The sequence below is a fragment of the Glaciecola sp. MF2-115 genome, assembly GCF_047250385.1.
Classification (GTDB): domain Bacteria; phylum Pseudomonadota; class Gammaproteobacteria; order Enterobacterales; family Alteromonadaceae; genus Glaciecola.
This window is the reverse complement of sequence record NZ_JBLBVM010000053.1, coordinates 82119-108511: the sequence shown is the minus strand read 5'-3', so window position 1 is coordinate 108511 and position 26393 is coordinate 82119. Positions and strand designations below refer to the sequence as shown.

Here is a 26393-nt window from a genome sequence, read left to right as displayed (position 1 = left end):
TTCACGAAATCTATAGCAAACATATTATACATAAACTAAGAAACTGGCTTCATATTTCCTAAACTGTACAAAAGACAACAACGGAGTATGCCAATGTCATCACTAAACTCGAGTACAGAAAAGTATGTGGAAAAAGGCAGATTATCTGTTGCAGCTGAGCTACATGAATTCATAGAATCTAGTGCGCTACCTAATTCAGACACTTCGTCTGTCACTTTTTGGCAAGGCTTTGAACAGTTGATTGCCAATTTAATGCCATTGAATAAGGCATTGCTAAACGAACGCGAGTCATTACAACAACAAATAGATGATTTTCACACGAACGAAGCAGACGCATCTGCGCAAGAATACAAGTCGTTTTTAAAAACTATCTCTTACCTAAAAGAAGCCCCTACGCCTCAAGCCATTGCAACGAAAAATGTTGATCCTGAAATTGCGACGATGGCGGGACCACAATTAGTTGTTCCTATTAATAATGCTAGATATGCACTGAACGCTGTTAATGCGCGTTGGGGTAGCTTGTACGATGCTCTCTACGGCACCGATGTAATTTCAAACGATGACGGTGCTGAAGCCTCAGGGAAATATAATCCTGTTCGTGGCGCTAAAGTGATAGAAAAAGCACGAGAATACCTAGATCTCATTTTACCCTTAGCCGAAGGAAGTCATCTTGGTAGCCAATCTTATCAATTAGATAGCAATGGCTTAACAGTCACACTTGCTGATGGCAGCGAAACAAACCTTGAAGACCCTTCACAACTCATCGGCTTTCAAGGTGCAATTACAAACCCGATTTCTATTTTGGTTTGCCACAATGGCTTGCACGCTGAAATACAGTTTGATAGCTCTCATCCAATTGGCAAAACAGACTCCGCCAAGATAAAAGATATTTATATCGAATCGGCACTCACTACCATCATGGATTGTGAAGATAGCGTTGCCGCCGTTGATGCCGAAGACAAAACTGTCGTTTATCGTAATTGGTTGGGCTTAATGCAAGGCAACTTAAGCGTTCAGTTGAGCAAGGGCGCAGAACTTATTACCCGAAGCATGAATCCCGATCGCAAATACGTGTCAATTAAAAACGAGAACATTACACTTTCAGGCAGAAGCTTAATGTTCATTCGAAATGTTGGCCACTTAATGACAAACAACGCTATTTTGTTTGAAGGTGAAGAAGTGCCCGAAGGCATTATGGACGCAATGATTACGTCACTAATAGCCAAGCATGATCTGCTGAATAACAGTCCATTCAAGAACGCAAAAGAAAATAGTATCTACATTGTGAAACCAAAAATGCATGGTCCTGATGAAGTTGCTTTTACTAACCGACTATTTGGCGATGTGGAGCAGATTCTAAATCTCCCCAAGAATACGATCAAAGTTGGCATCATGGATGAAGAGCGTAGAACGAGCCTAAATTTAGCAGCCTGCATTCACGCTGCGAATGAGCGTGTTGCATTCATAAACACGGGGTTTCTAGACCGCACTGGTGATGAAATTCATACCTCAATGCTAAAAGGTGTTTTTGCTCCTAAGGGCGAATTAAAAGCTCGCCCGTGGCTCAATGCATATGAATTGGCAAACGTAGCGACCGGACTGAACTTTGGCTTATCCGGTAAGGCTCAGATTGGCAAAGGCATGTGGCCGATCCCCGATCAGATGGCCAACATGATGGCTACGAAAACAGGCCACCCAGAATCTGGAGCAAACACAGCATGGGTGCCCTCACCTACCGCTGCAACTTTGCACGCGCTGCATTACCATCAAATTGACGTATTTGAACGTCAAAAACGCATTCAAAGCAAAAACCAAAACTCACATTTAGCTTACATCGATAGCATTTTAGATATTCCTGTCTTGGCTCAAGGCGCACAACTAAGTTCACAAGAAATCACACGGGAGCTTGATAATAATGTTCAAGGGATTTTAGGCTACGTTGTGCGTTGGGTTCACCAGGGCATTGGTTGCTCTAAGGTGCCGGATATCAATGGTGTAGGCCTTATGGAGGATCGTGCCACTTTGCGAATTAGTAGCCAGCATATCGCGAACTGGCTGGAGCATAATATTGTTACTAAAGAGCAAGTAAATGAGTCAATGCAGCGAATGGCCGTATTGGTAGATAGCCAGAACAAAAATGATCCGGAATATATACCGATGATGCCTGATCTTGAGAATTCAATTGGATTTCAAGCAGCACAGGATCTTATCTTTTTAGGCAAGCAACAACCATCGGGATATACCGAACCATTGTTGCATGCGAGACGACGTGAAATGAAGGCAAGACTGAAAAACGCCTAGCATATAAATAGGCTTTTAAAATAACTTAGAAAAAAGTGTAGTTTTTATGCAACTGGACTGTTGACCCAAGTGGTTTAGCGAAGTAAAGTGAAGATATCGAAATGAAATTCACTAAAAAGGGGCAGATATGAAAATTTTATCATCAAAAAATCCAATTTCTTTGATTTCTATTCTGCTGCTATTACTCATGGCTAATTCATTGCACGGGTAAGTTTTATTAAAAACAAACAAAAAAACCCGTGCCACGCACGGGTTTTTTGTTTGTGGCTTTAATTAAATAGAAAGTAAATTCGAGTAAACACGGTGCTTAAACCGCATTAAGAAACAGCAGTCAAATGATTAAAAGGCAAATAACATGACTACAGTTAAGCAAAGCAATCAGCAGGTCATCATTTTTGATACTACTTTGCGCGATGGTGAGCAAGCACTTCCCGCTAGCCTGAACGTTAAAGATAAGCTGCAAATTGCATTGATGCTCGAAAAACTAGGTGTCGATATTATTGAAGCCGGATTCCCAGTGTCATCGCCCGGTGACTTTAAATCGGTGCAGCTAATCGCAAAAGAAATTAAGAATGCAACTGTCTGTGGCCTTTCAAGAGCGCTGGAGAAAGACATTGATGCTTGTGGTCAAGCACTGAGCGTTGCCGATCATTTTCGTATACACACTTTTATCGCAACTTCTGACATTCATGTTGATACGAAGCTGCGTAAGTCTCAAGATGAAGTTGTTGAAATGGCGGTCAAAGCTATAAAGCATGCTCGCAAGTATACAAATGACGTTGAATTTAGTTGCGAAGATGCTGGCCGAACTCATATCGATTATTTATGTAGGATGGTTGAGTCAGCAATTAACGCAGGCGCAACAACAGTAAACATACCCGATACGGTAGGTTACACAACACCGACTGAATTTGGCGGTATTATTCAGAATCTGTATAAGCGCGTGCCAAACATCGACAAGGCTATTATTTCAGTACATTGTCACAATGATTTAGGCCTTGCTGTTGCGAATTCATTAGCCGCCGTTGAGCAAGGCGCACGTCAGATAGAATGCACAATCAATGGCATTGGAGAGAGAGCGGGAAATTGCTCGCTTGAAGAAATCGCGATGATTCTGAAAACGCGCTATGCCATGCTCGGTTTATCTACCAACATCAATTCGCAAGAAATACATAAAGCTTCGAAGCTAGTCAGTAATCTATGCAATATGCCGGTTCAAGCTAACAAGGCAATTGTTGGAGCGAATGCATTTAGCCACTCTTCCGGTATTCACCAAGACGGTGTATTGAAGGGGCAAAATACTTACGAAATTATGACACCTGAAAGTGTCGGTATTAATAAAAACAAACTTAATTTAACCTCTCGTTCGGGTCGACATGTCATTAAGCATCGTTTAGCAGAGCTAGGCTATCAAGCAGACGAGTACGATTTGGATGCTATCTATGATGCATTTTTAAGACTTGCTGACAAGAAAGGACAAGTGTTTGATTATGATTTAGAAGCCTTGCTTTTCTTTGACCAACAAAAACATGATCATGCCCACTATCAACTGGATTACTTACAAGCAAACTCGGGACGAAACATCATCCCAAGTGCGACAGTTCGTTTGATAGTAGGCGACGAAAGTATTACCGAATCATCCACCGGCAATGGTCCTGTTGATGCCGCTTATAATGCTATTATGAAGGTGATCGGCGGACGCAAAATAGACATTGTCGATTTCAAATTGGACTCGAAAGGCGAAGGTGCCGATGCACTAGCACAAGTGAGCGTCGTAGCCGAATATAATGGCAGACGTTTTAACGGTATCGGACTTGCTACTGACATCGTTGAGTCTGGAGTTAAAGCGTTAATATTTGTGCTTAACAACACTCATCTTGCCGATCAAATTGACGAACAAAAACAACAATCCGAAAGAATCACAGGAGTTTAGAATGACCACATACCAAATTGCAGTTTTACCCGGGGATGGTATTGGTCCTGAAGTGATGGAGCAAGCGAATCGCGTTTTAGACGCGGTCTGTAATAAATTTGATATTACCCTTGAACGCACAACGTACCCTGTGGGTGGTTTTGCAATTGATCATCATGGTGAAGCCCTGCCCAAATCAACACTGGAGGGATGCGAACAAGCCGATGCAATTTTGTTTGGATCCATCGGCGGTCCCAAATGGGATAGCCTGCCCTTAGAGCAACGTCCAGAGCGCGCCGCTTTACTTACCTTACGAAGCCATTTTGATTTATTTAGTAATTTGAGACCCGCCAAAATTTATCCGGGACTCGCTCATTTATCACCACTACGCAATGATATTGCTAATTCAGGCGTAGATGTACTTGTTATTCGTGAACTGACTTCAGGCATTTACTTCGGGCAACCGAAAGGTATCGAAGGCGAAGGTGAAGAACAATACGCCTTCGACACAATGCGCTATTCAAAGCGTGAAATCCGACGCATAGCGATCAGTGCATTTGAAGCTGCAATGAAACGCAATAAGAAAGTGACTTCTGTCGATAAAGCGAATGTGCTTGTATGTAGCCGCCTTTGGCGTGAAGTAGTTGAAGAAGTTGCTGAAGACTATCCCGAAGTAACACTTGAGCATATCTACATTGATAACGCTACGATGCAACTTCTTTGCAACCCAGCGCAGTTCGATGTAATGCTTTGTTCAAACTTATTTGGCGACATTATTAGTGACGAATGCGCGATGCTAACGGGCTCGATGGGCCTGCTTCCATCTGCGAGCATAAATGGTGAAAGCTTCGGAATGTTCGAACCTGCTGGCGGCTCAGCCCCAGATATTGCTGGTAAAGGCATTGCTAACCCAATTGCACAAATCTTGTCGGCTTCGATGATGCTTCGATATAGCTTGGGCGAACTTGAAGCTGCAGATGCTATTGACGCTGCCGTTGTCAAAACCTTAGAAAATGGTGTGTTAACAGCAGAGTTATTGCCAAAAGAAAAGCGCGATAACGCAAGCTCAACTGCCGACGTTGGCACTTATATTTTACAACAAATCTCTTAACTTAAAGGGAAGGAATAATCATGGCTCAAACCCTTTATGACAAAGTGTGGAATGCACATATCGTCGAACAATTAGGCGAAGATACTTTATTGTATATTGACCGTCATTTAATCCACGAAGTGACCTCACCTCAGGCTTTTGCTGGTCTGAATGAAAAAAATCGAAAAGTGCGTCGCCCCGATCTTACATTTGGCACGATGGATCACAGCATTTCGACTCGCTCTCTAGCACTCGATGCTTGTGGACCACTTAACAAATTACAATTGCAAACATTGGCAGTCAATTGCGAACAACACGATATACAGCTCTACCCTGTTGGCCATAAAAATCAGGGAATTGTGCATGTTATTGGTCCGCAACTTGGATTAATTCATCCCGGAATGACAGTGGTTTGTGGCGATAGTCACACTGCAACTCATGGTGCTTTTGGCGCCTTAGCATTCGGCATTGGGACATCACAAGTTGAACATGTCCTCGCGACTCAAACACTAAAACAATCCAAAGCAAAAAGTATGAAAGTTGAGGTTGTAGGCAAGCTAGCTTTGGGCGTTACCGCGAAAGATATTATCCTAGCGATTATTGGCGAAATTGGCCATGCAGGTGCCACTGGCTATGTGATTGAATACTGTGGTGAGGCCATCAGTGATTTGTCGATGGAACAACGCATGACCATCTGCAACATGAGCATCGAAGCTGGCGCAAAAGCAGGATTAATAGCTCCTGATGAGAAAACTATCGACTATTTGGAAGGTAGAGAATTTGCTCCTTCTCAAGCACACTGGGATGACGCAGTTGAATACTGGCTCTCTTTAACCAGCGACTCAGGTGCAAGCTTTGATAGCGTCGTCACCTTGCAAGCAAAAGATATTCAGCCACAAATTACTTGGGGAACAAACCCAGGGCAAGTTATCGGCGTGAACCAAACCATACCCTCACCGAATGACTTTTCAGACCCAATTGAAAAAGAATCCGCTATCAAGGCGCTCAAGTACATGGGCTTAGAAGCAGGCCAATCATGGGATCAAGTTAAAATATCTCACGTTTTCATTGGCTCCTGCACCAACAGCCGAATTGAAGATCTGCGCGCTGCAGCCAAAATCGCCGCATCGGGCAAAGTAAAAAGTGATGTAACAGCCATTGTCGTGCCAGGTTCGGTTGCCGTAAAAGAGCAAGCTGAAGCAGAGAAACTAGATCTTATTTTCAAAGAAGCTGGCTTTGAATGGAGACTACCTGGTTGTTCAATGTGTTTAGGAATGAATGATGACATATTGCAAGCCGGTGACCGCTGCGCCTCTACCAGCAATCGCAACTTTGAGGGTAGACAAGGTCGTGGGGCTAGAACACATTTGGTCAGCCCTGAGATGGCGGTTGCAGCTGCGTTAACGGGCAGTTTTGCCGATTCAAGACAGTTTGGAGAATAAGATGACAGGATTTACAACATTATCAGGTAAAGCCGCCCCTTTGGATCAGGCAAACATCGACACCGATCAGATTATTCCAAAACAGTTTTTAACGGGAGTAACTCGCGCTGGATACGGTAAACACTTATTCCATGATTGGCGTTACTTGGACTTGCATGAGCAGGACTTAAACCCAGAGTTCGCACTGAATAAAGCTGAGCACCAAGGTGCTAAAGTGCTCTTATGCCGTGAAAACTTTGGTTGTGGTTCAAGTAGGGAACATGCACCTTGGGCACTCGCTGACTTTGGTTTTGAGTGTATTATTGCGACAAGTTTTGCCGATATTTTTTATGGCAACTGCGTGAACAACCAACTTCTACCCATCGCATTAGCTAGTGATAAAATGGATGAGCTTTTTAAGCAAGTAGCCGCCAATCCAGATACAGTCTTCCATATAGACCTGCCAAAGCAAACCGTGACTGCAGGTGACAAGAGTTTCACATTTGAAGTAGCGGAACATCATAAGCAAAACATGATTAAAGGCCTCGACGCCGTTGGCCAAACTTTGGAGTTCGACAAGCGTATTAGCGAGTTTGAAGAAAAAAGATTGGCTTGGTTGTAGAAGCGACTTCCAAGTCGGCAAGAAACTTTTGGTAGGATTGAAAAAAGCGGTAACGCAAACAACTACTGTGTTTGCCGCTTTGTGTTTTGGGCTTAAAATATTTAGTTAAGCTAGTGCTCACTAACTGGCAAATTCTTTAATTCAATTACTCACGCAATAAGCCAATGAACCGCTACCAGTCTGACAAGGCATTCATGGTGAACACTTCATCTTTAAAAGAGAGTATGACTTTTTGTGGCTCGATATTAACCAGTTGAAGATTCTCGGCAATGTAATCACCTTCAACTAAACGCCGACCATTTACCCTAACCCATCGTCCATCTCTGTTCGAAGAATACATGTGGGCGCTAAAGGTCATTGATGGGATTTGTGTTTGAATAGCAATTGAAAGCTGGTCGACTCTGGGTAAATCATCATAGTTATTTGCTAATGGATCGCTTTGCTCCTCACCAGAATCATTGTCTAAGTTAGCTATGGCCTTATTAATTTTTTCTAACAAAGCAGCCGATACTGCAGGATCTGTCGAACTATTGTTTGAGGCGTTCACTATCTCTTCGGTTTTACTTTGGGCACTTCCGGCAGCAAGCGTATTCTTAAGATTTTGCACACTTTCTGGCTGATAACCTAAAATGAGCGGCTCGGCCTCTGGCTCACTAGCGACGGGCTGAGTGGCTTCAGGAACAGCGGCTTCAGGCTTATTATCAAGCTCAGCATCTTGTTTCGCGATGGTAGCGTTATTGTTCTGGTCACTAGTTGAAGACTCACTCTCAAGTTCAGCGCTACCCGCACTGCGATTAACTGCAATGCTTCTAGGCTGATAATCTACTTGCACATATTCTTTATCCTTGGAAAGCTGCAACCAAGTAGGAATTGAAGCAATGTTCCAACCTACACATATGCCACCAACAACTAAAAGAAACATCAGAATACTGTTCTTTCCATATAGCGTCCACATTGAAGGCAAGCTATCCATTGACGGCATAAATAAGGAACGATTGTAGTGTTGGCCACCATCATTATTTGCCTTCGCAGTTTGTCGTTCGTTCTGCAGAAGTTGTTGAGTAGGTGTAAGTTTAGTAGCCTCTTCCGGCGCTTGATAAGCGGGTTCTAGCTGCTCGTCGTCATCATCCTGCAAACCCAAACTTTGACTTAAATCGACTTCAACTTCAGTCACACCCATTTCAGTTAGACCCTTGATCATTTCAGGGCCACGGATCATACCAACCTTACGAATCTTAACCGGCCCATGCTGACTGACTACCTTACTCACTAGCATCCCAGGGGCGAGTTCATTAACCTTCAGAGTCTTAAGCATATAAGCCTCCAAGCACTAAACCGATAATTATGGAGGTAAGGAAACCACCCACAAAAAATCGTTGCCATAAGTCTTTCTGACGTTGCTGAACAATGTCTTCACCAAGCACTTGATAACTAGCCGCAACGACTAGTTGATGAGTGATGCGAGGCTTTTGCAAGGTATAAGCAAGTGTCATCGCTCGGTCACATAAGAGGTTAATAACGCGAGGAATACCACCGCTAATTTGAAACAAACTGCTTAATGACGTGCCTGTAAATATATTTGGATTGCCGTGGGCAACCTGCAGACGGTGAGCAACATATAGTGCTACCTCGGCTTTGGTAAGTGGAAGCAAATGATATCGTGCCGTCACTCGTTGTGCTAATTGCCTTAACTCATTGCGACGCAAAAGTTGCTGCAATTCAGGTTGGCCAATTAACACTACTTTTAACAGCTTTTCTCGTGTTGTTTCTAAATTAGTCAGTAAACGCAGTTGTTCCAACACTTCTGGCATTAGGTGCTGCGCTTCATCGATGATCAGAACCGTATTGATACCGTTCGCATGATTATCCGCTAATTTATTTAAAATTTTATCAGTGAAGACTTTTAGCGAATTTGTATTTGCTTTGTATTTCACACCAAGTTCATCACAAACAGTGGCGAGCAATTCGATAGCAGAAAGCGTTGGATTTAGAATGACTGCTGTTTGCGTGTCGTCAGATAAATCTTGCAAAAGTTTACGAGAAACGGTGGTTTTTCCTGTCCCCACTTCGCCAGTAAGCATCACAAAGCCCCCTGATTCTTTCAAACCAAAGGTAAGATGAGCCAATGCTTCGCGATGTCGCGGGCTCATGAATAAGTAATCAGGGTTAGGAGCAATTGAAAATGGGTTGTCCGTTAACCCAAAATAGCTTAAATACACGTTATCTGCGCTGTCATAATTATTATGTGCTTAAACTATCGAGTATCGCTATTTAAGTCAATGCCAAAGGGCTGACAATGCATATTGAAAGGCTGTATTTTTGAGAACCCAAAAAATTACCCTGCCTATGAAAAACAAGCATACTCGTTAACGCCATTTTAAGGTAGAATGCGCGAAACGAAAAACGAAACTAAGCTATTCATGTTTGCACAATTAGATTTAGACGACGAACTCTGTAGAGCCGTTGCCGATATGGGTTATGAACGCCCTACCAGTATTCAGTCTTTAGTTATTCCACATGCGATGGAAGGCAAAGACATTCTTGCTGACGCACCAACAGGCACAGGTAAAACCGCAGCGTTTTTACTTCCTGTCTGCCAGTTTCTACTTGATTACCCGCGCAAGGACGATAGTTCAACGCGTGTGCTCATTTTGGTTCCCACCAGAGAGCTAGCAAATCAAGTGTTTGAGCAAGCCCTTGCGATTACGAAATACACTCATTTAACCTGCGGTGTAATTACAGGTGGCATAAACTATGGTACTGACCGCGAGACACTGTCTGGTCGTGTCGATATTTTAGTAGCAACCCCAGGTCGCTTGTTTGAACATATTGAACAAGAAAGCTTCGATTGTCGTGATATAGAATCGCTTATCTTAGATGAAGCTGACCGCATGCTCGACATGGGGTTTTCTTCGATCGTTCACCAAATTGCCGGTGAAGCTAGATGGCGCAGGCAGAGCATGTTGTTTTCAGCGACACTTGAAGGCAAAGGTGTGCGCGATTTCGCTGAAGAGTTACTGAAAGACCCAGTCACGCTTTCTGCTGACCCTTCACGAAAAGAGAAAAATAAGATCCTGCAGTGGTATCACCTCGCTGATAATTTAGAGCACAAAAATGCGATCTTAGTTCATCACTTGCGCAATACCATCGAGTCTTGCATTGTTTTCGTGAAAACTCGTGAACGTTTGCACAAACTCAAAGACTACTTATTTAGTCAGGACTTCAGTGTCACCTATTTGCAAGGTGAGATGCCGCAAGACAAGCGTAACTCTGCTTTGGCAAGTTTCAAATCCGGTGACGTGAAAATTCTAATTGCTACCGATGTAGCAGCTCGAGGAATAGACGTTCAAGATATCAGTCACGTTATAAACTACGATATGCCGAGAGGCGCTGATGTATATGTTCATCGTATTGGTCGCACGGGACGAGCTGGCGCAAAAGGTACGGCAATATCGATTATTGAAGCCCACGATTTTGAAAAAGTTGGCAAAGTAGAACGCTATACTAAAGAAGCATTCAAGGCACGTGTAATTGAAGGTTTGCGCCCAACAAGCAAGCCCCCTAAAGTAGTAAAGAAGAAAAAAGTGAAGTTGTCTGCTAAAGCTAAAAAGAGCAAATTAAAAGCCAAGACTAAGTTTAAGAAAAAGACAACTAGACCATCTTCACCAAAATCGAAAGAGTCTTAACATGAGCTTGAAGCATATTGTTCTCGCTACCGGAAATAAAGGCAAAGTCGCTGAGTTTTCAACGTTGTTTGAAGGCTTCTCAATCAAAGTCTCTCCGCAATCGGAATTCAATGTAGATGAAGTACCTGAAACCGGCACGACTTTTGTTGAAAATGCGATCATTAAAGCTCGACATGCCGCTAAAGTAACAGGGCTACCTGCAATAGCAGACGACAGTGGCTTAGCGGTAGATGCTCTTGGTGGTCAGCCTGGTATTTATTCAGCTCGCTACGCTGGCGCAGATGCCAGCGACAGTGACAATATTGATAAACTTTTAGCTGCTTTAACTGAAGAAGATAACAATCGCAAAGCGAGATTTCTGTGTGTCCTTGTCTTTATGCAGCATGAGCTTGATCCAACACCAATTATTTGCCAAGGCGAATGGCATGGTGAAATTAGCAAAACTCGCCATGGCGACGGTGGCTTTGGCTACGACCCTGTATTTTGGGTACCAGAGCAAAATTGTAGCGCTGCGGAATTGAGTAAAGACGTCAAAAATAGTATCAGTCACCGTGGTAAAGCTTTAGCAGAATTGATGGAGCGTATGAAGGACCTAATAGTCCTTTGAGTCGTTCAGCCAATATCACTGCCAGCCTACCACCATTAAGTTTATACGTGCACATTCCTTGGTGTGTACAGAAATGCCCATATTGCGACTTCAACTCACACAATTTAAAAGGTGGTTTGCCTGAGTCGGAATATATCAGTCATTTGTTAGATGACTTAACTGAAGACCTCCCCTTAGTAACAATTGATGGCAAACTGCGTGAAGTCTCCACTATTTTCATTGGCGGCGGCACGCCAAGCTTGTTGTCAGTTGCAGGCATGAAAAAGCTAATAGACGGTATCGCGGCAAGAATTCCTTTGTCCCCTAATGTTGAAATTACAATGGAGGCTAATCCAGGAACAGTTGAAGCCGAGAAGTTTATTGGTTTTGAAAAAGCGGGAATTAATCGAATCTCAGTAGGCGTTCAGAGCTTTGACGAACAGCACTTGCAAGCGTTGGGACGAATTCACGATTCAGCACAAGCTAGTGCGGCGATCCAATTAGCGAAGCAATTACCCTTACGAAGTTTTAACTTAGACTTGATGCATGGCTTGCCTAATCAAAGTGTTGAAGACGCCATGCTCGATCTGGAAAAAGCGATAGCGTTAGCACCACCACATTTATCTTGGTATCAACTCACCATTGAGCCAAACACTTCGTTTTACTCGAAACCGCCAACGCTACCTGATGACGATATTCTTTGGGATATCCAAGAACAAGGTCATCAATTACTTACTGAAGCAGGTTATGAACAGTATGAGATTTCTGCCTATGCAAAGCCAGGACAGCAATGTCAGCATAATTTAAATTATTGGCGTTTTGGTGATTATCTTGGCATCGGCTGTGGCGCACATGGCAAATTATCTGTTCTACAAAACAATTCGCAAAAAGCCATGAGCAACGCTAGTGAGCTTTCATCAGATGGGTCAGCGAACGGGCTCAAAATATTACGTACGGTGAAAGTAAAACATCCAAAAGGGTATATGGATTTAACCAGAAAATACATGGACAAAGTAAGCGAAGTTGAAAGCGATGACCTAGCCTTCGAATTTTTTATGAATCGTTTTAGGGTTATGGAAATATGCCCAAAAGCAGAATTTGAAAAAACGACCGGTAGGCCACTAACAAATGCAGAGTTACTGAGCTTAGATAAAGCTGAAAAGATGCAACTGATAACGAGCAACGAATACGAATGGCAACTTACCGATACCGGAAAGCGTTATTTAAATAGTCTGTTGGATCTTTTCCTATAACTATTCTCCATCGCGCTCTGCAGGCAAAGCAGTGCGCACAAGCCGTACAAATACCGTTCTATTTTTCTCTTTTATGGAGTTACTGCTATTAAAGAATGCAACGACCCAAGCACGCTCAGGATCACTCATTGATGGCGTTGAGGTCCAAAAGTCGTCAGGGGGAGTTTCAGGAAATAAATCAACATCAACACTCGGTCGAGTGCATGATCGCTCGGTAATTGAGCTCAGTTCTTTGATATTAGGTAAACGCCAGTTGGTAGAGCCATTAAACTCATAACCAACACTTAAATTCAGGGCTTGTTTCCAGGTGTAGGGTTCTGCTTCGCCCGTGCAGGTTTCACCAGTCCACGTTTGCCCAATAGCGCATCGCATCCACATTAGGTTGGTGCTTTTGTGCAGGGCTTGACCACTATCATATCGAATGAAATTTTCCTCTGGCGCACTAACCGGTGCCGTCGCCAAGCAAAACTGTTCGGCACTTACAGAAGCGGCATATCCAAGCAATAATAAAGCTAATAATCCACTTTTCATCTTCCTGCCCTCACTAACTTTACTCGTGCTTCAGTCGACTTATTTATAAAGTTATCGACGCCGGAATTGAAATCAATTGCCCATGCGTTTTGAGCTCCAGTATCACTGACACCATCAACATTCGGCATATAGGTCCAATACCATAAATACGGATCTGCTGTACTGATACCAATATTCGGAAAGTACTCACTTTCAATTAATGGCCCTTGCAGCTTGCCAAAATGCACTAAAGATAATAGTTCGTCATGACTCGGGAGCCGCCAATCAAAGAAGCCACATAAACCTTGCGCGTTGACTGCATCAACGAATGCTTGAGTATTACAATTTCCAGAAGCAAGATCACATGAGGTACTACCGGCATTCAAGTCTCCAGCAAAGCCGCCATTATCGCCCTCGGCATACCAAGTAAAAAGCTGCTCAACATCATGCAGAGTGCCCGGGCTATCAGTCTTATTCTCCCAAATTAGTCCCGTAATATTATCTCGCACGCAGCGCCAATCAGTAGTGTCTTGGTCAATCTCGTCACCATTTTGATTTAAACGAGTAAAGTCAAAACCTTGGTCACCCCTTCCAGCTTTGTCAGATAAGCCACTAGTCGCCATCCTGTCATAGCCATATTGTGCATCTTGACCTGCAAATTCGCCTTGATACCCAGAGAAGTTATCCGTGTTACTCGCATTCAGACTCACACCCGTGTCGTTTAAAGTCGTTTGGGTTTGCGCTTGAACAATCATCGTTTGCGTTTTATTTCGTTGATTCCCGTAACTATCGGTAATCAAAATTTGATAAACAATTTCCGTTTGCTCAGCTACCAAAGGAGCGATGCTATAGGTCTTCATGGAGTTTACATCATCGATAATGGGCGCTAGTAATGAGTCGGAAGACCATACGACTGAAAACGGTTCAGCCCCACGTGCAGCACTGGAGGCTTCGCCACTGAGTGAAAACAACTCCCCAGAGAACACCGTTTGCGCCGGACCTATTGTTAATTCAGGTATAGTTTCAGCTTCACTCAATAGACGTAGGGTTTTATCCACGCTTGCAGTCGCGCCTTCTTGATCGGTCACAGTTAAGCGAATAACGATATCTTCCGCCTGCTGCAATACAGGCGTTCGAAATATCAAACTAGAAGCAGTTAGAATCTGCCCCGAAAGTACGTCTGTTCCGGCAATTTGTTGCCAAAGATAGGCAGAAATTGGAGCCTCAGAGTTTTGAGGATCGGCATCAGAACTGCTGGAGCCGTCTAGTGTAATATCACTTAAAATTGGATACTGATCTGCCTCATATAATTCTAGGTCTGGCGCTACTATAGCGGCGACGGGATTAATATTTACAGGGTTGACGCGCAAAGTAATACTGTCGGAACCTTGAGTCCCATTGCTATCTGTAGCAATCAATGTGAGGGTATATTCAGTGCTTTGACTAAGTTGTGGGGTTGTTACTGACGATGCGGCGGCTGAGAAGTCGTCTTGCGTAAAGCTTAATGCAGGACTTGAGATCCAAGCATACGTAATCCCACCTGCAGTGCTCGTGGCAACACCATCAACAACGATTGTAACTTGTTCATTCACTTCGAGGTTTTGCCCTGCGTTTACCAACACCTGAGGTGTCTTTGGCCTTGGGGCATCGCCACCGCCACAAGCAACCAGTACAAAAGTCGCTATTAGAACAAGCAAATATTTTAAAACTCGATTCATTACTTACTACCAAAAGTCGTTTGTTTGGCAAGCGTCAAATAACGCTTACTCAATAATTTATGATAGGAGAACAGCAAGGATCAGACCAAGATCAACAAACCAGTGCGATAAATAAAGTTACTTACTGCTATGTTCGGTTTCATGCTGTTTAACCTGCAAGGAAAGCAACTGTTTTTTAGCCGCGGCTGCGTCAGTCATGTCATAAACCATCATACAAATGTGGTCAATGGCGCCGGTTGCCGAAGCAAGTGCCGAAAGAGAGATATTTTGATACATGAAAGGTTCAGTGCCTGTAATAGGTCGGAAATTACGAAACTTAAAAAGATACGGACGTTGTTCCCATGTGACAAACGCGCGAGTACGCAGCTCAAACACTGCCTTAGTTTTACGCCTAAACCAGGACTCTGAAATATCTGGATAGAGTGAAAACAAAGTTTTATCTCTCACATCATTAGGCAGCATACCGCTGTGGGCTTCCATAAAGCCATTCCACACTTTTATCTCAAAATTACGGTTGAGTACAACTATGCCAACATCTACAGTTTGTAGCATATCCATCATCCAATGGAACTCTAGTATCTCGTCCAGCGCATTGTTACTCATTGTCTAGTCCTCAAGCAAATGGGCTAATTTTGAATTTAAAGTTTCAAGTGACTCTTCTGTAAATAATAATATTAAATCACACTGCACGTTGTATCCCTCAAGCCCATAGCTTAACTCAATCGCGAGTGTTTTCCGCCAGCTACTTTTGTTTGATTTAATAAGTTCTTCAACGCTTTGGTGCTGACCTAAAACAATCGGATGACCTTGTCTAAACTCCATATCAAGTTGTTTTGCAAAACCTGATAAGCACGTACCGATGAGAATACTGGCAACGTCCATCAGCATTTCTAACTGCATTTCGTCATCAACAGCTTCTTCAATGTTTAATATTTTTGCTACATCACCAAAACTTGAATCACTAAGAATACAGAGTGCTTCGCCGCTGATACCATCGCCTAAGAAGCCTTGGCAAACACCAGAGGTCTGCTCATGCAGCTCAATATCGGAAAGCATCATATGTAATTCAGACACCTCGATTAAATTTACATTTGGAATTGGGAGTTGTACAAATACACCCATTATTTGCGCAAGGTTGTTGCCAGCCTGCCCCATTGCCACATTAGCGACTTCTTGATAGCAATCACGCAATGCCTCATCTAAGCCAGCGGATTCTGAATTTTCTTCCTCTAAAGCCAATACATTGTGCTTTCGAAGTGTTTCGATAAGCACTTCTTGGTTGACTGGCTTTTGAATAAAGTCGATTGCTCCGAGTGTGAGCACTCGCTGTTTAGCCTCTGGTTGAATATCGCCGGAGACAACAATTGTTTTCGTCAATAATTGCTGTTTTTGAATTTCTTTTAAGGTTTCATAACCATCCAAGACCGGCATATTCAGATCGAGTAACAGAACCTGCCCTTTACCTTCTTTCAGAGCAGTTAAAGCCTCTTCACCGTGCTTTGCGAAATGCACGGCAACATCCCAATCTTGGGGTAAGCATTTCGCAACTTGCTTTCGTGCAACAAGTGAATCATCACATATGAGGACTGATATCATGTATTAACCTAGCAAAAATGAAAGTTAAAAGGGTTATTTAGAGCCGACCTAGACGTAGTTTAGCGCTATGTAGTTGTAACGGCTCAACGCTTTATTTCTTTAGAGGAATTCAGACTGACCATAATGCCTTAAGAATACGGGATGTGCATTAAGCAAATAATAGAGGAAGAAGCAGCGCCGTAATGACGCCATTCAAGCACAAACCAAGAGTTGCGAAAGCCCCACATGTTTCACTGATGTTTAACGCTCGAGATGTACCGATTACATGGGCGACCGACCCAAGCGCTAAGCCCTGAGCGTATTCTGAGTCGGCTTTGGTAAGAAGAATCAACCAAGGTGCAAATGTCGCCCCTACAATTCCTGTGATGATAACAATGATTGCCGCTAGTTCTGCTGAGCCACCAATTAGCTCAGCGGTACCCATTGCCAGCGGCGTTGTTATTGATTTAACCAACATCGTCATTTGTAGTTGCAAAGGCGTATCGAGCAGATAAACAGACAACCAAGCTAAAATAGGGGCAACCGTTCCGCCAATAATAATAGGTAAAAGTACTCTAAGTCCGAGTTGTCGCAGCACGCGAAGCTGATTATATAGCGGTACTGCCAACGCGACCGTTGCTGGCCCGAGTAGCAATTCGAACAATGTTATACCTTGTTTGTATTCAGCAACATCTACGTGGAAAAAGTACAACACCATTCCAATGACAAAAGTACTCGTCGTCAATGGATGTAACAAAGTAGATTGATTAAACTTTAAATGCAGCGCTCTACACAGTAAATATATGATGAGCGTAGTGAGTAAACACCCAATCATAAATATTGTGTTTTGCGTCCAAAGAGGCGAGAAAAGTGCAGTTATTTGCTGAAATACTGAAGTCATAAATACGCCCTATTCATCCTTTTCAGAATGTGGTGTCTGCACTTCATTTACTACAGAAATGTTCGCTTTTACACGGGACAAAATCTTTTGGCTAAACCACAGGGTTATTCCTAAGCTCACAACTGTGCTAAAACCAACTGCAACAATTAACGCTAGGTAATGCTTGGTAAATAAATCTACATACAATAAAACAGAGATAAGAGCGGGCAATAAAAACAAGCCCATATAGGCGAGCATTGGACGAGCTGATATATTAATAGAAACTGGTACACTTCGACGCATTATTAGGACAAGCAAAAGCAAAAATATGCCAATCAATGCAGGAGGTAAGGGAATTGCTAAGTAATAAAATAAGAATAAAGAGACTAGATATATTAACGCTAAGCTTGCGAACCCAAGAAATCCGCAAACTAGTTTACTATTCACAATAAAACAATGTAATTGAGTCTAAAAAGTACTGTCTTGATGGACAGTCACAAAAAGGTCAGTTCCCGCTTTACTATAATCAATTTTATATTCTTTATTATTCAAGGTTTGAATAAAGAGCATCGGACGATAGTCACTAAAGTTTTCAGATGATGCGATGTCAATCTTCACCATGTCCATTCTTTTTGCTTCGAGTTTATTCTCAGGAATGGGTCCATCATATATTTCAATATCATTTGGCGTTATGAGTAATACAGGATCACGTCGTCCGTTAATGACTAGCAAATCAAACTTTCTCAATTTATGAATAATCGTGTTGCGCCCACTGATTAAGTACGGAACATCCGCCATTTATAGCTCCTTGCAGATTAAATTTGGCATCTTGAGCAGAAATATACCAAAACATGTATATTTTTGCACGTCAAGATACGCAAGATAGTACATATAACAAGCATTTATGATTAATATCGGCTTTTTATTAAATAATCTTACCTGTTTGATGACAACACCCAAAAAAAAATTTATACTTCACGCCGTTTTTAGGTAGGCAGTCTCGAAATTCAATACAGTTTAGAGTCTACCGAATAAGGACGTTGTAGCAAGAACTAGTTCTAGAATAATAACTAGTATCACAATATGGCCCAATAGCTCAGTTGGTTAGAGCATCCGACTCATAATCGGCAGGTCCCCTGTTCAAGTCAGGGTTGGGCCACCATTTCTTTATACATATCATCAAGTTATCTCACATCAGACCCGCCGATTTATGGATTTGGGTCTTTTCAAATCATCTGAACTACACTTTTTTGTAGATATTCACACGCGCAGGCACAGTGGGCTTTTGTAGGACTGCTCATTGCTGGCTTATTATGACGGTGAGAGTTTGACACAGCGTGGGACTGTGGTGCTAGTGAGGAGTTTTGCTCGGTGTTTGGCGAAACGTTCCGATTTTCGGTGCTTGGGGTGGTGCTGTGGTAATGCTTGCACGTTACAACTTTACTCATGTTGGCTCCGGTAACTTTCCCGTTTATAGCCGAAAATGGGAGCATTTTGGAGGTGAGGTTGAAACTCACCAACGACACCTAACACTAAAGCTCGCTATTGTAATTGCGCACAACCTTCATTACTTGGGCGATTTCACAAATTAAATCACCCCTGCAAACACCATCAAAATCCAAGCTGCGAACTATACCAACGTGCTCTACCTCCCTCTTTTGCTCAATGATTTTGCGAATATCTTTAAAGTAATTGCTCACTCTTTCTTGTATTTCAGGGGTCCACCCGTCACTTAAGTCTTCAGGTAGCCCCCCTGAACCCAACCTTAAAATAATCCCGTCAATCATGCGCAACAATAGTTCATTTTCCATTAGTACTTCACACCTTGTCCAAAATGAAATGAATCCCAATCAGCCAGAAATGATTGTCGAGCACCCGAACTTCCCTTGTGCACGCCCCCTCCGGAACAACGGTTGCTCTTTGTGCGGTGACCGTCTGCATGTATGTTGCTGTCTCCGGGTAGTAAATCCGACCGTTCATGTGATTAATGTTGACATGATCAACATCCTCGTGTTCAGTGAACCCGCGTTCGGTGACTTATCGCGCGGAGGTCTGAAACTAACGTTCATTTTTTAATGCATCTGTTCGTGTCTAATTTTATATTACTATTTCTCTATTTTACATGAGTCGTAATACACTTTGTTGCTATCGTAGTATCTTGAATGTCTTTTCCAAACTTCAGCAAATAGAGAGTGATTCAAATCAGACTTATTTAGTAAATTCAACTCTTCTAGTTTTTTTTCAAAAGAAGCTTTGTCATTGAAGTCAAATACTTGTTCTGAGCTTGAGTTCAAAATAAAATATCCTTTATTATTTTTAATCATAATAGATGCACTTTCACCTTCTTGGCAAACTACGTTGTTAGCCTCCAAACGAAGACCAATAATATTTTCTCCATGTGTTTCTAAATCAATAATTGTCGGAAAAACTACTGTCGAATTACCTTTTTAATAAAAACATCATCTTCTCTTCCCGATATTTACTCATAGTCTTCGCAAGCTCCTTTGTTACCGCAAGATATCAAAGCTAAAAATGCTGTAGAAAACAATAGGTATCGAAATGACTTTTTTAAAAGCATATTATTCAAAGTCCCTATCCTCATACTTATAGTTAATCATAAATGGCGTCCCCTCTCCATGCTCTTTTATTGCTCGAAGGTTGAGTAAATTTCTCATCGCTGTTATCGGGCTGTTTGTAGGATTTTTCATGATTCTTGGGTGAAAATCATACGGACCATCTTTGATTCTTACTTCACCGCTTTCAGTGACATATGTGCTAACATGACCATGTACTTTTAAGTCATCGATATATGGGAATGGGGTAGCTATTTTGCTTCCTCCCACTTCAAGTATATCAAGTACGTTACCGTCAACTGAAATAGCAGTGCCGTTACCATTTTGATAAAGCCACATAGCTTCCTCGTAAGTGAGATGATGATTTTTCCCTGCATGTCCAACTCTGAGCACTTCCTGCATACGGATTTCGAACTCTTCGTCACTTTCGATTTTGTAACTATCTTTGGAGGCCACTTTGGAGGCTTCAGAACCTATCCCAATAACAACCATTAAATCAATTGAGTGACCGCCCGGAAGTATTATTGGCATAGGAGGTGTATCGTAAGAATTATTTTGACTGACACTAGGTGTCTTAGCTTTCTCAGCTGCTTCACCCTCTTCTTGGGCTGCGCCAGAGCTTTCATTACCATCACTGCTTGGCCGTTGGCTCTCCTGCCACTCCCGTATTACTTTTCCGCGCTGCTTAAAAAAGTTTACCCCACCACCCTGCTCTGTAGCCGCCGTATAACCAGTCGGATCTGTGTAGCTTAAGGGATTATTGAAAACATAAGAGTATCTGTTCAGGCTCTGTCCATTTTCAGGTGCCTGCACAATCGGATCTGCTTGCGCAAACCTTGCCGTTTCCGGATCATAAATCCGCCCATTCATATGGATAATGTTGGCATGATCAACATGCTCGTGTCCAGTGAAACCGCGTTCAGTGACTTTTGATATTAATTTCACTGAAGGAGAAGCAAATACGTTTTGTATTGGGCTCCACGTTGCCCCGTCACGCCGTTTACCAAAGGCGTCGAAACTTAATTTATGTTTCAACCTTCCTTCGTCATCTGAAATAAAGTTGATTGAACCTAAATGGTCTTTATGCAGGTAATCAACTGAGTGAGCATTGTTTGAACGCACGGTATGGATAACGTTTTTGCCTACATAGCGCTTATATTCTTTTAGCCCAAGTGAGTGCGTAGCCTCTGTATTTATATTCTGTCATTATTAAAATTCCATATGTAAAAAACCTGGAAATTAGTAATTCAGTTGATTTAATTTTTTATGCGCACTATATTATACGTATAAAACTATACACATGGTGCATTATGGGTTCTGTAAAAGATAAAGTTCGGGTTAACGTATATTTAGATAAAACTCTTACCAACGATGCTAAGCGATTAGGTATTAATCTCAGTAACAGACTTGAGTGCGCGCTAAAATCTGAATTGGCAGAAAAGTGGAGAGAAAAGAATAAAGAAAAAATCTCAACATACAATCAACACATTGCTTCTGAAGGGCTGCCGTTTAATGATGATGATTTATGTATCTAGTTTTGCAGGGGATTAAGTGAATCAGTTCGACATATATGCAAATCCGATAGCGAAAGGCAAAAAGCTATATCCATATGTTTGCCTTTTGCAGAACAAATTATTTGACGATTTATCATCTCAGGTAGTTGCGTTTGTATCCTGCGATGATTCAGTCGCGTTTGATAAAGTAAGTGTTCCAATACAGCTCGGTTCACAAGACTATTTTATATGCATGAACGTATTAGCGACACTCGAAAGCAGCAGACTGAATGAATTTGTTGAAAATGTGTCAGATAGCAGAGAGGATATATTATCGGCATACGATATATTATTTACCGGCATATAATGGCTACAAATTGAGAGCATAGCGGGCATATTGATTGTGACAATGGCTGTCGCCTAGCTACCCTAAGGCGTCATGTACTCACAGCCAATTCTTGCAGCTTTTCAGGTTGTCAGATTTATGCTTCCACACCTACCCCTTGCTAAACTGCTATCGCCAGCTCAATAAAGGTTCAGTGTTCGGTTGAAAAATATAGTTAATTTTCTTTGACTTAGTCTTGTCAGAACCAGAGAAGTTCGGAATAGTTTCGGTCCGCTTTTAGAGCGCATTTTGCCAAGTCTTTTTTGCTTATCTTTCTTCAACTTATAGCCAATCCCCTATCGATTCCCTTGGCCTCATAATCGGCAGGTCCCCTGTTCAAGTCAGGGTTGGGCCACCATTTCTTCATAAATATCATCGAGTTATCTTAACTCAAACCCGCCGATTTATGGATTTGGGTCTATTCAAATCATCTGAGCTACACTTTTTTGTAGATATTCACACGCGCAGGCACTGTGGGCTTTTGTAGGACTGCTCATTGCTGGCTTATTCTGGCGGTGAAAGTTTGGCTGAGGGTGGGTCTGTAGTTCGCTAGCGGGGAGTTTTGGTGACAATTATCAGGAGAACTGACCTATAACTTCTAACTCTACATACCTGAACCCTACCTCTTGACCATCCACTCGGACGACCATTTATTGGGCCCTTCCTTTCTTTCTTTCAATCAGACGCTTTTGCAAAACTCCGCTAGAAAAATAAAAGGTGACTTCGGGCGGTTCATACCAAGAGGGTAGTTCTTCAGGTTCGTCCATTGTATAGAAGCTAAACGAAATCATTGTGCTGCACACTGGACTACTTAGCTTTCCTTCCACATTCATTTTAAGAGGAGCACACCCTTTATCGGCGCTCAAAGATTGCAGGATGGGTTGATACAAATCAGCAAACCAATCATCCGCTACCGTTATCTTCTTATTGTCAATTTGAACATTGAATTCTGAAATCTGTAGGCTCAATGGTGACCGCTTAATATTGACATAAAAGCCGCCCTCGCCAACAAATTCTATAGAATTTATTAGATAAGGCTGCTCTACCGAAGCCTTGAGATTAAAAGCAAAAAGTAGTAATAAAATTGAAATAATTTTGTTGGTCATTTTTTGATTCACCCAGCCCCTCCCCTATTTTCGATGGTCTTGGTTATCGCTCCGATGAGAATCAAACTAAAGATTACAACAGACGTAATTTTCTCGAAGACCATTAAAAGCTTTTTTTCGAACCCGCCTCCAAGTGTCATTCTTTGTTTAACACTTTTTCAATATTCATAGAATCTGTTTTTATATATTGGCAAAAAGTGTAACTCAACGCCGTAGTTATATCTTCATTAGTTACAAAACCGAATTCAATGAATTGCTGTTTTAATGGGTTACCCGATAGCTTGTTTACCCAATTAATCCATATCCATTGTTGGATATTTTGAGTTACCCGAGTCTGATTAACGAAAACAGAGCACTCTTGCTCCCCTCTACTTTTTTTTAACCCAACTTGATACCAATGTGGAAGCATTTTTTTCATTTGTCGCAAAGCATCCTCAATGCTCTGTGGAACCAAAATTTCTTCATTTTCATAGGTTGGTTGAATGGCAATGTAGTACTCTTCATTCAATGGCATATCAGAATCTAACCCGACAAAAATACTTTGAGCAAAAATCTCGGGCGAGTTCCCCATCAATATCTTTTTGATCACTTCTTTGTCAGAAGCGCAAAATCCGGAAGTTACAGTAGCTAATAGCGTAATAGCTAAAAACAATCTTTGCATAACATCTCTCCTTTTATGTATTCTTTTCTGCTAACCCCACGCCCCCTAAACTTAGTTTTCATGCTACTAGTGTCAAATCGTCGAATACTCTTCTCGTCATGAACTACAATATATGAGACAAAGCTAATATCTCTGGCGACATCCAATGTCGACGTTTAGTCGGTGTTTTGTGGAACTTTCCGGCTTGGGGTGTTGCTGTGATGATGTTTTAACTGGTATTCATTAATTACAAATAGTAACTTTAACTACATCATTAGCACCTTTTTGCTCATAAGTCTTACAGACTCCATTCCCCACTTTTATTGTAGGTAAAGAAACTAGCATTAGTATCTCGATGTAATTATTGGTGCTAGCAACCCTTAAAGGTAGGGGGTTTTCTATTAGCATTTTATGAAAATTTTCATTAAACAAATTAAAAACTTTATTTTTGGACATTGCTTCGATTATAGACGCAACTTCCATTTCACAGTCATTTTCACCACTCCCGCTTTCATTCGCCCTTTTTATTAATCTTGCCTGAAGGTTTTTTATAAAAAAATCACGAGCAAACAGAAAAGAATCATGATCAGTTTCTCCTTTGAAGAACCGGTCAGCAGTAATTTTTGATGACTCACGAATAGCCACTCGCGCCCAATGAGGCAGTTTATCGTTAATAAACATCACTACCCCCTCCATAGAGTCAAATATAGTTAAGTTTGACTCTAGTTTCAGTCCTAGCTCAATGCTATCGCAACTCCCCATAAGGTTTACTTGATTTACATCACCATCAGCCATTGACCATGGTGAAACCGACATCAAAAATAGCATGAGCATTGGGATTATTAATTTATCCATCAATTCTTACTCCTTTGCTCAAGAGCCCCTCGGGTCTTGCATTACCTCCGTTACACATCCCGTGGCTACAAATTAGTCTGCTAGAGCAAGCTCAAAGTTATCACCTAATGAAATTTATTCGGAAATGGTATCAATCGATACAATTTCTTAAAATTATTCAGGGCTAACCCAGCTAGACTTTAATATAGACTCAGATGTTGCCTGCGGGCCTTTAGTTGACCTAAAACGAACTTTGTAATCTTGCAAACGAGAGATATCTAGTTTGTAATTCATGCTCAAATTAAAAACACACTCTATTTCCGACTTACTTTCCAATATAACGAATTCGTCCGGCGAATTAACTAATGCCCCCAGATACGGAACTTCCGAACCGTTATCTAAAACATCAAATAAGCTTCGGTGGAGAAACGGGGATTCTCTACATATGTTTTTTCTATTCAAACTTATAGGATTACGTGTGTCATTTTTAAAACTAACAACAGCAAAAACTTCTTGATTGTGAATTTCAATTTTATTAATACTAACATTTATCGCGTGACTGCAGGCGCTACTCAATAAAAAGCAGGATGAAATAAAAAGATTCCGTATATTCATCATATAACTTCTCACTATTGATTATTTCCAATTTGGTAACTTTTTATCTTCTATCGCAATTATTCAAAGGTGATGATTTATGTATCTAGCATTTCAAATTCGGTAACCGAAATCGCCCCCAATATTGTCGGTACTCCCCGTTATTATCGCAGAGGGCGACTCCTTTCGCCCACTTACTATTTAAAGCGTTAGTTTTTAACCAAAGCGACGAAACCCGACTATAACTGCAAGCGAAAGAAGCACGATCACAAAAGGGCTAGGCTCTGTCACATTAGGTGTCGCAGGTGTTGGAGGTGTTGGGGGTGGAGGCAGAGTATAATTATAAGTAAGTGTTAGAGACCCAAATGAACGAGCAAAACCATTTCGGATGTCGATGTAATCATTGTCAGAACTGCCCTCAGTCTCTTGTGCGTATAATTGAGCAAAGTGACGTAAAGTAAAAAGTTTACTACCCGGTGAAATGTACTGACTAAAAAAACTGCTGCTTATCCCTTGGGTAAACGACATCACACCAGTTCTGCTGATTGAAGTATTGCAAGTTGATGCCGAGAAAGTATTTGATCCAGAGTTGCATGAATTTTGCGCACTACTTAATGCTTGCTCTCTTAAAAAGCCAACTCCATTAGCCGCAAGCTTCATGTTTTGGAGCCTAACCAAGCCCTGTGTATTACTAAAAATATTATCATCTTTAAACCATGCCTTGGCGTAAGCATTAAAATTCATACTTACTCTCACTGCAATTGAGTCGAGGGTGCCGAGCGCACTATTAAAACCATTAAACGATAATGTTGTGAAATCATTCATATTTTGTGTAACGGAATTTGGAATATTGGCCGTGTTATTGAATGTATAATTGTTATTGAAAGAAAGCGATTGCGTTATCACTGCTGATTTGGCCGAGAGACTAAACAACAAGCCCGCAACGAGTATAAAAGTAGAGAATGTGACGCGTTTATTAACAGAGTTTTTTATACACCACTTCTTGGAATTTTTCATAATACAATCCTTGCATTGTTATTTATTATTATCTGGTTAAACGTTTTAACTACGATTAAACAGCAGTGCAAAAAAAGTACTAAAGCAAGTTGCTCTCCTTTGCCCCACCTCGATAAATTAAAACCATTGATTTAGAAAAACATTCAGCATCCAGTTGCGAATTCCCCCTAATATTCTGAAACTTGTATGTGAGTCAC

At 41.7% G+C, this 26393-nt stretch carries 26 protein-coding genes and 1 tRNA gene; 11 read left to right on the top strand and 16 right to left on the bottom strand.

What is annotated here, in order from left to right; genetic code table 11:
* Positions 1 to 93 precede the first annotated feature (93 nt).
* The 5 genes from ACKLNX_RS11480 (at position 94) to leuD (ending at position 7346) form a co-directional block, all read left to right on the top strand.
* Positions 94 to 2301 carry a malate synthase G gene (locus ACKLNX_RS11480; RefSeq protein WP_412972463.1) on the top strand — a complete coding sequence of 736 codons (2208 nt, stop codon included), beginning with the start codon at positions 94 to 96 and terminating at the stop codon, positions 2299 to 2301.
* A gap of 355 nt (positions 2302 to 2656) precedes the next feature.
* Positions 2657 to 4234: a 2-isopropylmalate synthase gene (leuA, locus tag ACKLNX_RS11475; protein WP_412972462.1), complete on the top strand. Its 1578-nt coding sequence runs from the start codon at positions 2657 to 2659 to the stop codon at positions 4232 to 4234.
* Between the two features lies 1 nt (position 4235).
* Positions 4236 to 5324, top strand: a complete 1089-nt coding sequence (leuB, locus tag ACKLNX_RS11470) for a 3-isopropylmalate dehydrogenase (RefSeq protein ID WP_412972461.1) — start codon at positions 4236 to 4238, stop codon at positions 5322 to 5324.
* Between the two features lie 20 nt (positions 5325 to 5344).
* A complete protein-coding gene (gene leuC / locus ACKLNX_RS11465) occupies positions 5345 to 6745 on the top strand; it encodes a 3-isopropylmalate dehydratase large subunit (protein ID WP_412972460.1) in 1401 nt (466 codons plus the stop codon).
* 1 nt (position 6746) lies between these two features.
* Complete coding sequence (gene leuD, locus ACKLNX_RS11460) at positions 6747 to 7346, top strand: 3-isopropylmalate dehydratase small subunit (RefSeq protein ID WP_412972459.1); 600 nt, start codon at positions 6747 to 6749, stop codon at positions 7344 to 7346.
* A 172-nt stretch (positions 7347 to 7518) separates the two neighbouring features.
* On the opposite strand, the gene ACKLNX_RS11455 is transcribed toward leuD, so the two are convergent.
* Both ACKLNX_RS11455 and ACKLNX_RS11450 read right to left on the bottom strand, forming a co-directional pair.
* Positions 7519 to 8661 (bottom strand): general secretion pathway protein GspB, encoded by a 1143-nt coding sequence (locus ACKLNX_RS11455; protein WP_412972458.1) that lies wholly within the window; start codon positions 8659 to 8661, stop codon positions 7519 to 7521.
* Positions 8654 to 9565, bottom strand: coding sequence for an ExeA family protein (locus ACKLNX_RS11450; RefSeq protein WP_412972457.1), 912 nt, complete (start codon positions 9563 to 9565; stop codon positions 8654 to 8656). Before ACKLNX_RS11450 ends, ACKLNX_RS11455 begins: the two co-directional genes overlap by 8 nt.
* Before the next feature lie 201 nt (positions 9566 to 9766).
* Here ACKLNX_RS11450 and srmB point away from each other — a divergent pair, with 201 nt between their 5' ends.
* Genes srmB through hemW form a run of 3 tightly spaced genes read left to right on the top strand, consistent with a single transcriptional unit; the run spans position 9767 to position 12871 of the window.
* Entirely contained in the window at positions 9767 to 11032 is a 1266-nt protein-coding gene (srmB, locus tag ACKLNX_RS11445; protein ID WP_412972520.1) for an ATP-dependent RNA helicase SrmB, read from the top strand.
* Position 11033: 1 nt separating this feature from the next.
* On the top strand, positions 11034 to 11639 hold the full coding sequence (locus tag ACKLNX_RS11440) for an XTP/dITP diphosphatase (RefSeq protein WP_412972456.1): 606 nt from the start codon (positions 11034 to 11036) through the stop codon (positions 11637 to 11639).
* Complete coding sequence (hemW, locus tag ACKLNX_RS11435; protein ID WP_412972455.1) at positions 11636 to 12871, top strand: radical SAM family heme chaperone HemW; 1236 nt, start codon at positions 11636 to 11638, stop codon at positions 12869 to 12871. Before ACKLNX_RS11440 ends, hemW begins: the two co-directional genes overlap by 4 nt.
* Here hemW and ACKLNX_RS11430 read toward each other — a convergent pair whose 3' ends face one another.
* From ACKLNX_RS11430 to ACKLNX_RS11400, 7 genes are all read right to left on the bottom strand, one after another.
* The gene (locus tag ACKLNX_RS11430; RefSeq protein WP_412972454.1) at positions 12872 to 13402 is read right to left on the bottom strand and encodes a DUF1566 domain-containing protein; all 531 of its coding nucleotides are present in this window, start codon (positions 13400 to 13402) and stop codon (positions 12872 to 12874) included.
* Positions 13399 to 15099 (bottom strand): DUF1566 domain-containing protein, encoded by a 1701-nt coding sequence (locus ACKLNX_RS11425; protein WP_412972453.1) that lies wholly within the window; start codon positions 15097 to 15099, stop codon positions 13399 to 13401. The genes ACKLNX_RS11430 and ACKLNX_RS11425 overlap by 4 nt, the downstream gene beginning before the upstream one ends.
* Before the next feature lie 117 nt (positions 15100 to 15216).
* A complete protein-coding gene (locus ACKLNX_RS11420) occupies positions 15217 to 15702 on the bottom strand; it encodes a hypothetical protein (RefSeq protein ID WP_411695001.1) in 486 nt (161 codons plus the stop codon).
* A gap of 3 nt (positions 15703 to 15705) precedes the next feature.
* Entirely contained in the window at positions 15706 to 16695 is a 990-nt protein-coding gene (locus tag ACKLNX_RS11415; RefSeq protein WP_411695002.1) for a response regulator, read from the bottom strand.
* 148 nt (positions 16696 to 16843) lie between these two features.
* Entirely contained in the window at positions 16844 to 17575 is a 732-nt protein-coding gene (locus tag ACKLNX_RS11410) for an LrgB family protein (RefSeq protein WP_411695003.1), read from the bottom strand.
* A gap of 9 nt (positions 17576 to 17584) precedes the next feature.
* Complete coding sequence (locus ACKLNX_RS11405) at positions 17585 to 18001, bottom strand: CidA/LrgA family protein (protein WP_411695004.1); 417 nt, start codon at positions 17999 to 18001, stop codon at positions 17585 to 17587.
* Between the two features lie 21 nt (positions 18002 to 18022).
* Positions 18023 to 18352, bottom strand: coding sequence for a hypothetical protein (locus ACKLNX_RS11400; RefSeq protein ID WP_411695005.1), 330 nt, complete (start codon positions 18350 to 18352; stop codon positions 18023 to 18025).
* 287 nt (positions 18353 to 18639) lie between these two features.
* On the opposite strand from ACKLNX_RS11400, the gene ACKLNX_RS11395 reads away from it, so the two are divergent.
* A tRNA-Ile gene (locus ACKLNX_RS11395) sits at positions 18640 to 18716 on the top strand.
* Positions 18717 to 19086: 370 nt separating this feature from the next.
* On the opposite strand, the gene ACKLNX_RS11390 is transcribed toward ACKLNX_RS11395, so the two are convergent.
* The 3 genes from ACKLNX_RS11390 to ACKLNX_RS11380 all read right to left on the bottom strand — a co-directional run bounded on the left by ACKLNX_RS11390 (position 19087) and on the right by ACKLNX_RS11380 (position 21249).
* Entirely contained in the window at positions 19087 to 19365 is a 279-nt protein-coding gene (locus ACKLNX_RS11390) for a hypothetical protein (RefSeq protein ID WP_412972452.1), read from the bottom strand.
* Positions 19366 to 19659: 294 nt separating this feature from the next.
* Complete coding sequence (locus tag ACKLNX_RS11385; RefSeq protein ID WP_412972451.1) at positions 19660 to 19848, bottom strand: hypothetical protein; 189 nt, start codon at positions 19846 to 19848, stop codon at positions 19660 to 19662.
* A 285-nt stretch (positions 19849 to 20133) separates the two neighbouring features.
* Positions 20134 to 21249, bottom strand: a complete 1116-nt coding sequence (locus ACKLNX_RS11380; RefSeq protein ID WP_412972450.1) for an RHS repeat domain-containing protein — start codon at positions 21247 to 21249, stop codon at positions 20134 to 20136.
* A gap of 188 nt (positions 21250 to 21437) precedes the next feature.
* On the opposite strand from ACKLNX_RS11380, the gene ACKLNX_RS11375 reads away from it, so the two are divergent.
* The gene (locus tag ACKLNX_RS11375; RefSeq protein ID WP_411695009.1) at positions 21438 to 21662 is read left to right on the top strand and encodes a type II toxin-antitoxin system CcdA family antitoxin; all 225 of its coding nucleotides are present in this window, start codon (positions 21438 to 21440) and stop codon (positions 21660 to 21662) included.
* A 16-nt stretch (positions 21663 to 21678) separates the two neighbouring features.
* Positions 21679 to 21987, top strand: a complete 309-nt coding sequence (locus ACKLNX_RS11370) for a CcdB family protein (RefSeq protein WP_411695010.1) — start codon at positions 21679 to 21681, stop codon at positions 21985 to 21987.
* A gap of 668 nt (positions 21988 to 22655) precedes the next feature.
* On the opposite strand, the gene ACKLNX_RS11365 is transcribed toward ACKLNX_RS11370, so the two are convergent.
* From ACKLNX_RS11365 to ACKLNX_RS11350, 4 genes are all read right to left on the bottom strand, one after another.
* The gene (locus ACKLNX_RS11365; RefSeq protein WP_412972449.1) at positions 22656 to 23123 is read right to left on the bottom strand and encodes a hypothetical protein; all 468 of its coding nucleotides are present in this window, start codon (positions 23121 to 23123) and stop codon (positions 22656 to 22658) included.
* A 124-nt stretch (positions 23124 to 23247) separates the two neighbouring features.
* The gene (locus ACKLNX_RS11360; RefSeq protein ID WP_412972448.1) at positions 23248 to 23772 is read right to left on the bottom strand and encodes a hypothetical protein; all 525 of its coding nucleotides are present in this window, start codon (positions 23770 to 23772) and stop codon (positions 23248 to 23250) included.
* A gap of 222 nt (positions 23773 to 23994) precedes the next feature.
* Positions 23995 to 24609: a hypothetical protein gene (locus ACKLNX_RS11355; protein ID WP_412972447.1), complete on the bottom strand. Its 615-nt coding sequence runs from the start codon at positions 24607 to 24609 to the stop codon at positions 23995 to 23997.
* 786 nt (positions 24610 to 25395) lie between these two features.
* On the bottom strand, positions 25396 to 26196 hold the full coding sequence (locus ACKLNX_RS11350) for a choice-of-anchor E domain-containing protein (protein WP_412972446.1): 801 nt from the start codon (positions 26194 to 26196) through the stop codon (positions 25396 to 25398).
* Positions 26197 to 26393: the final 197 nt, after the last annotated feature.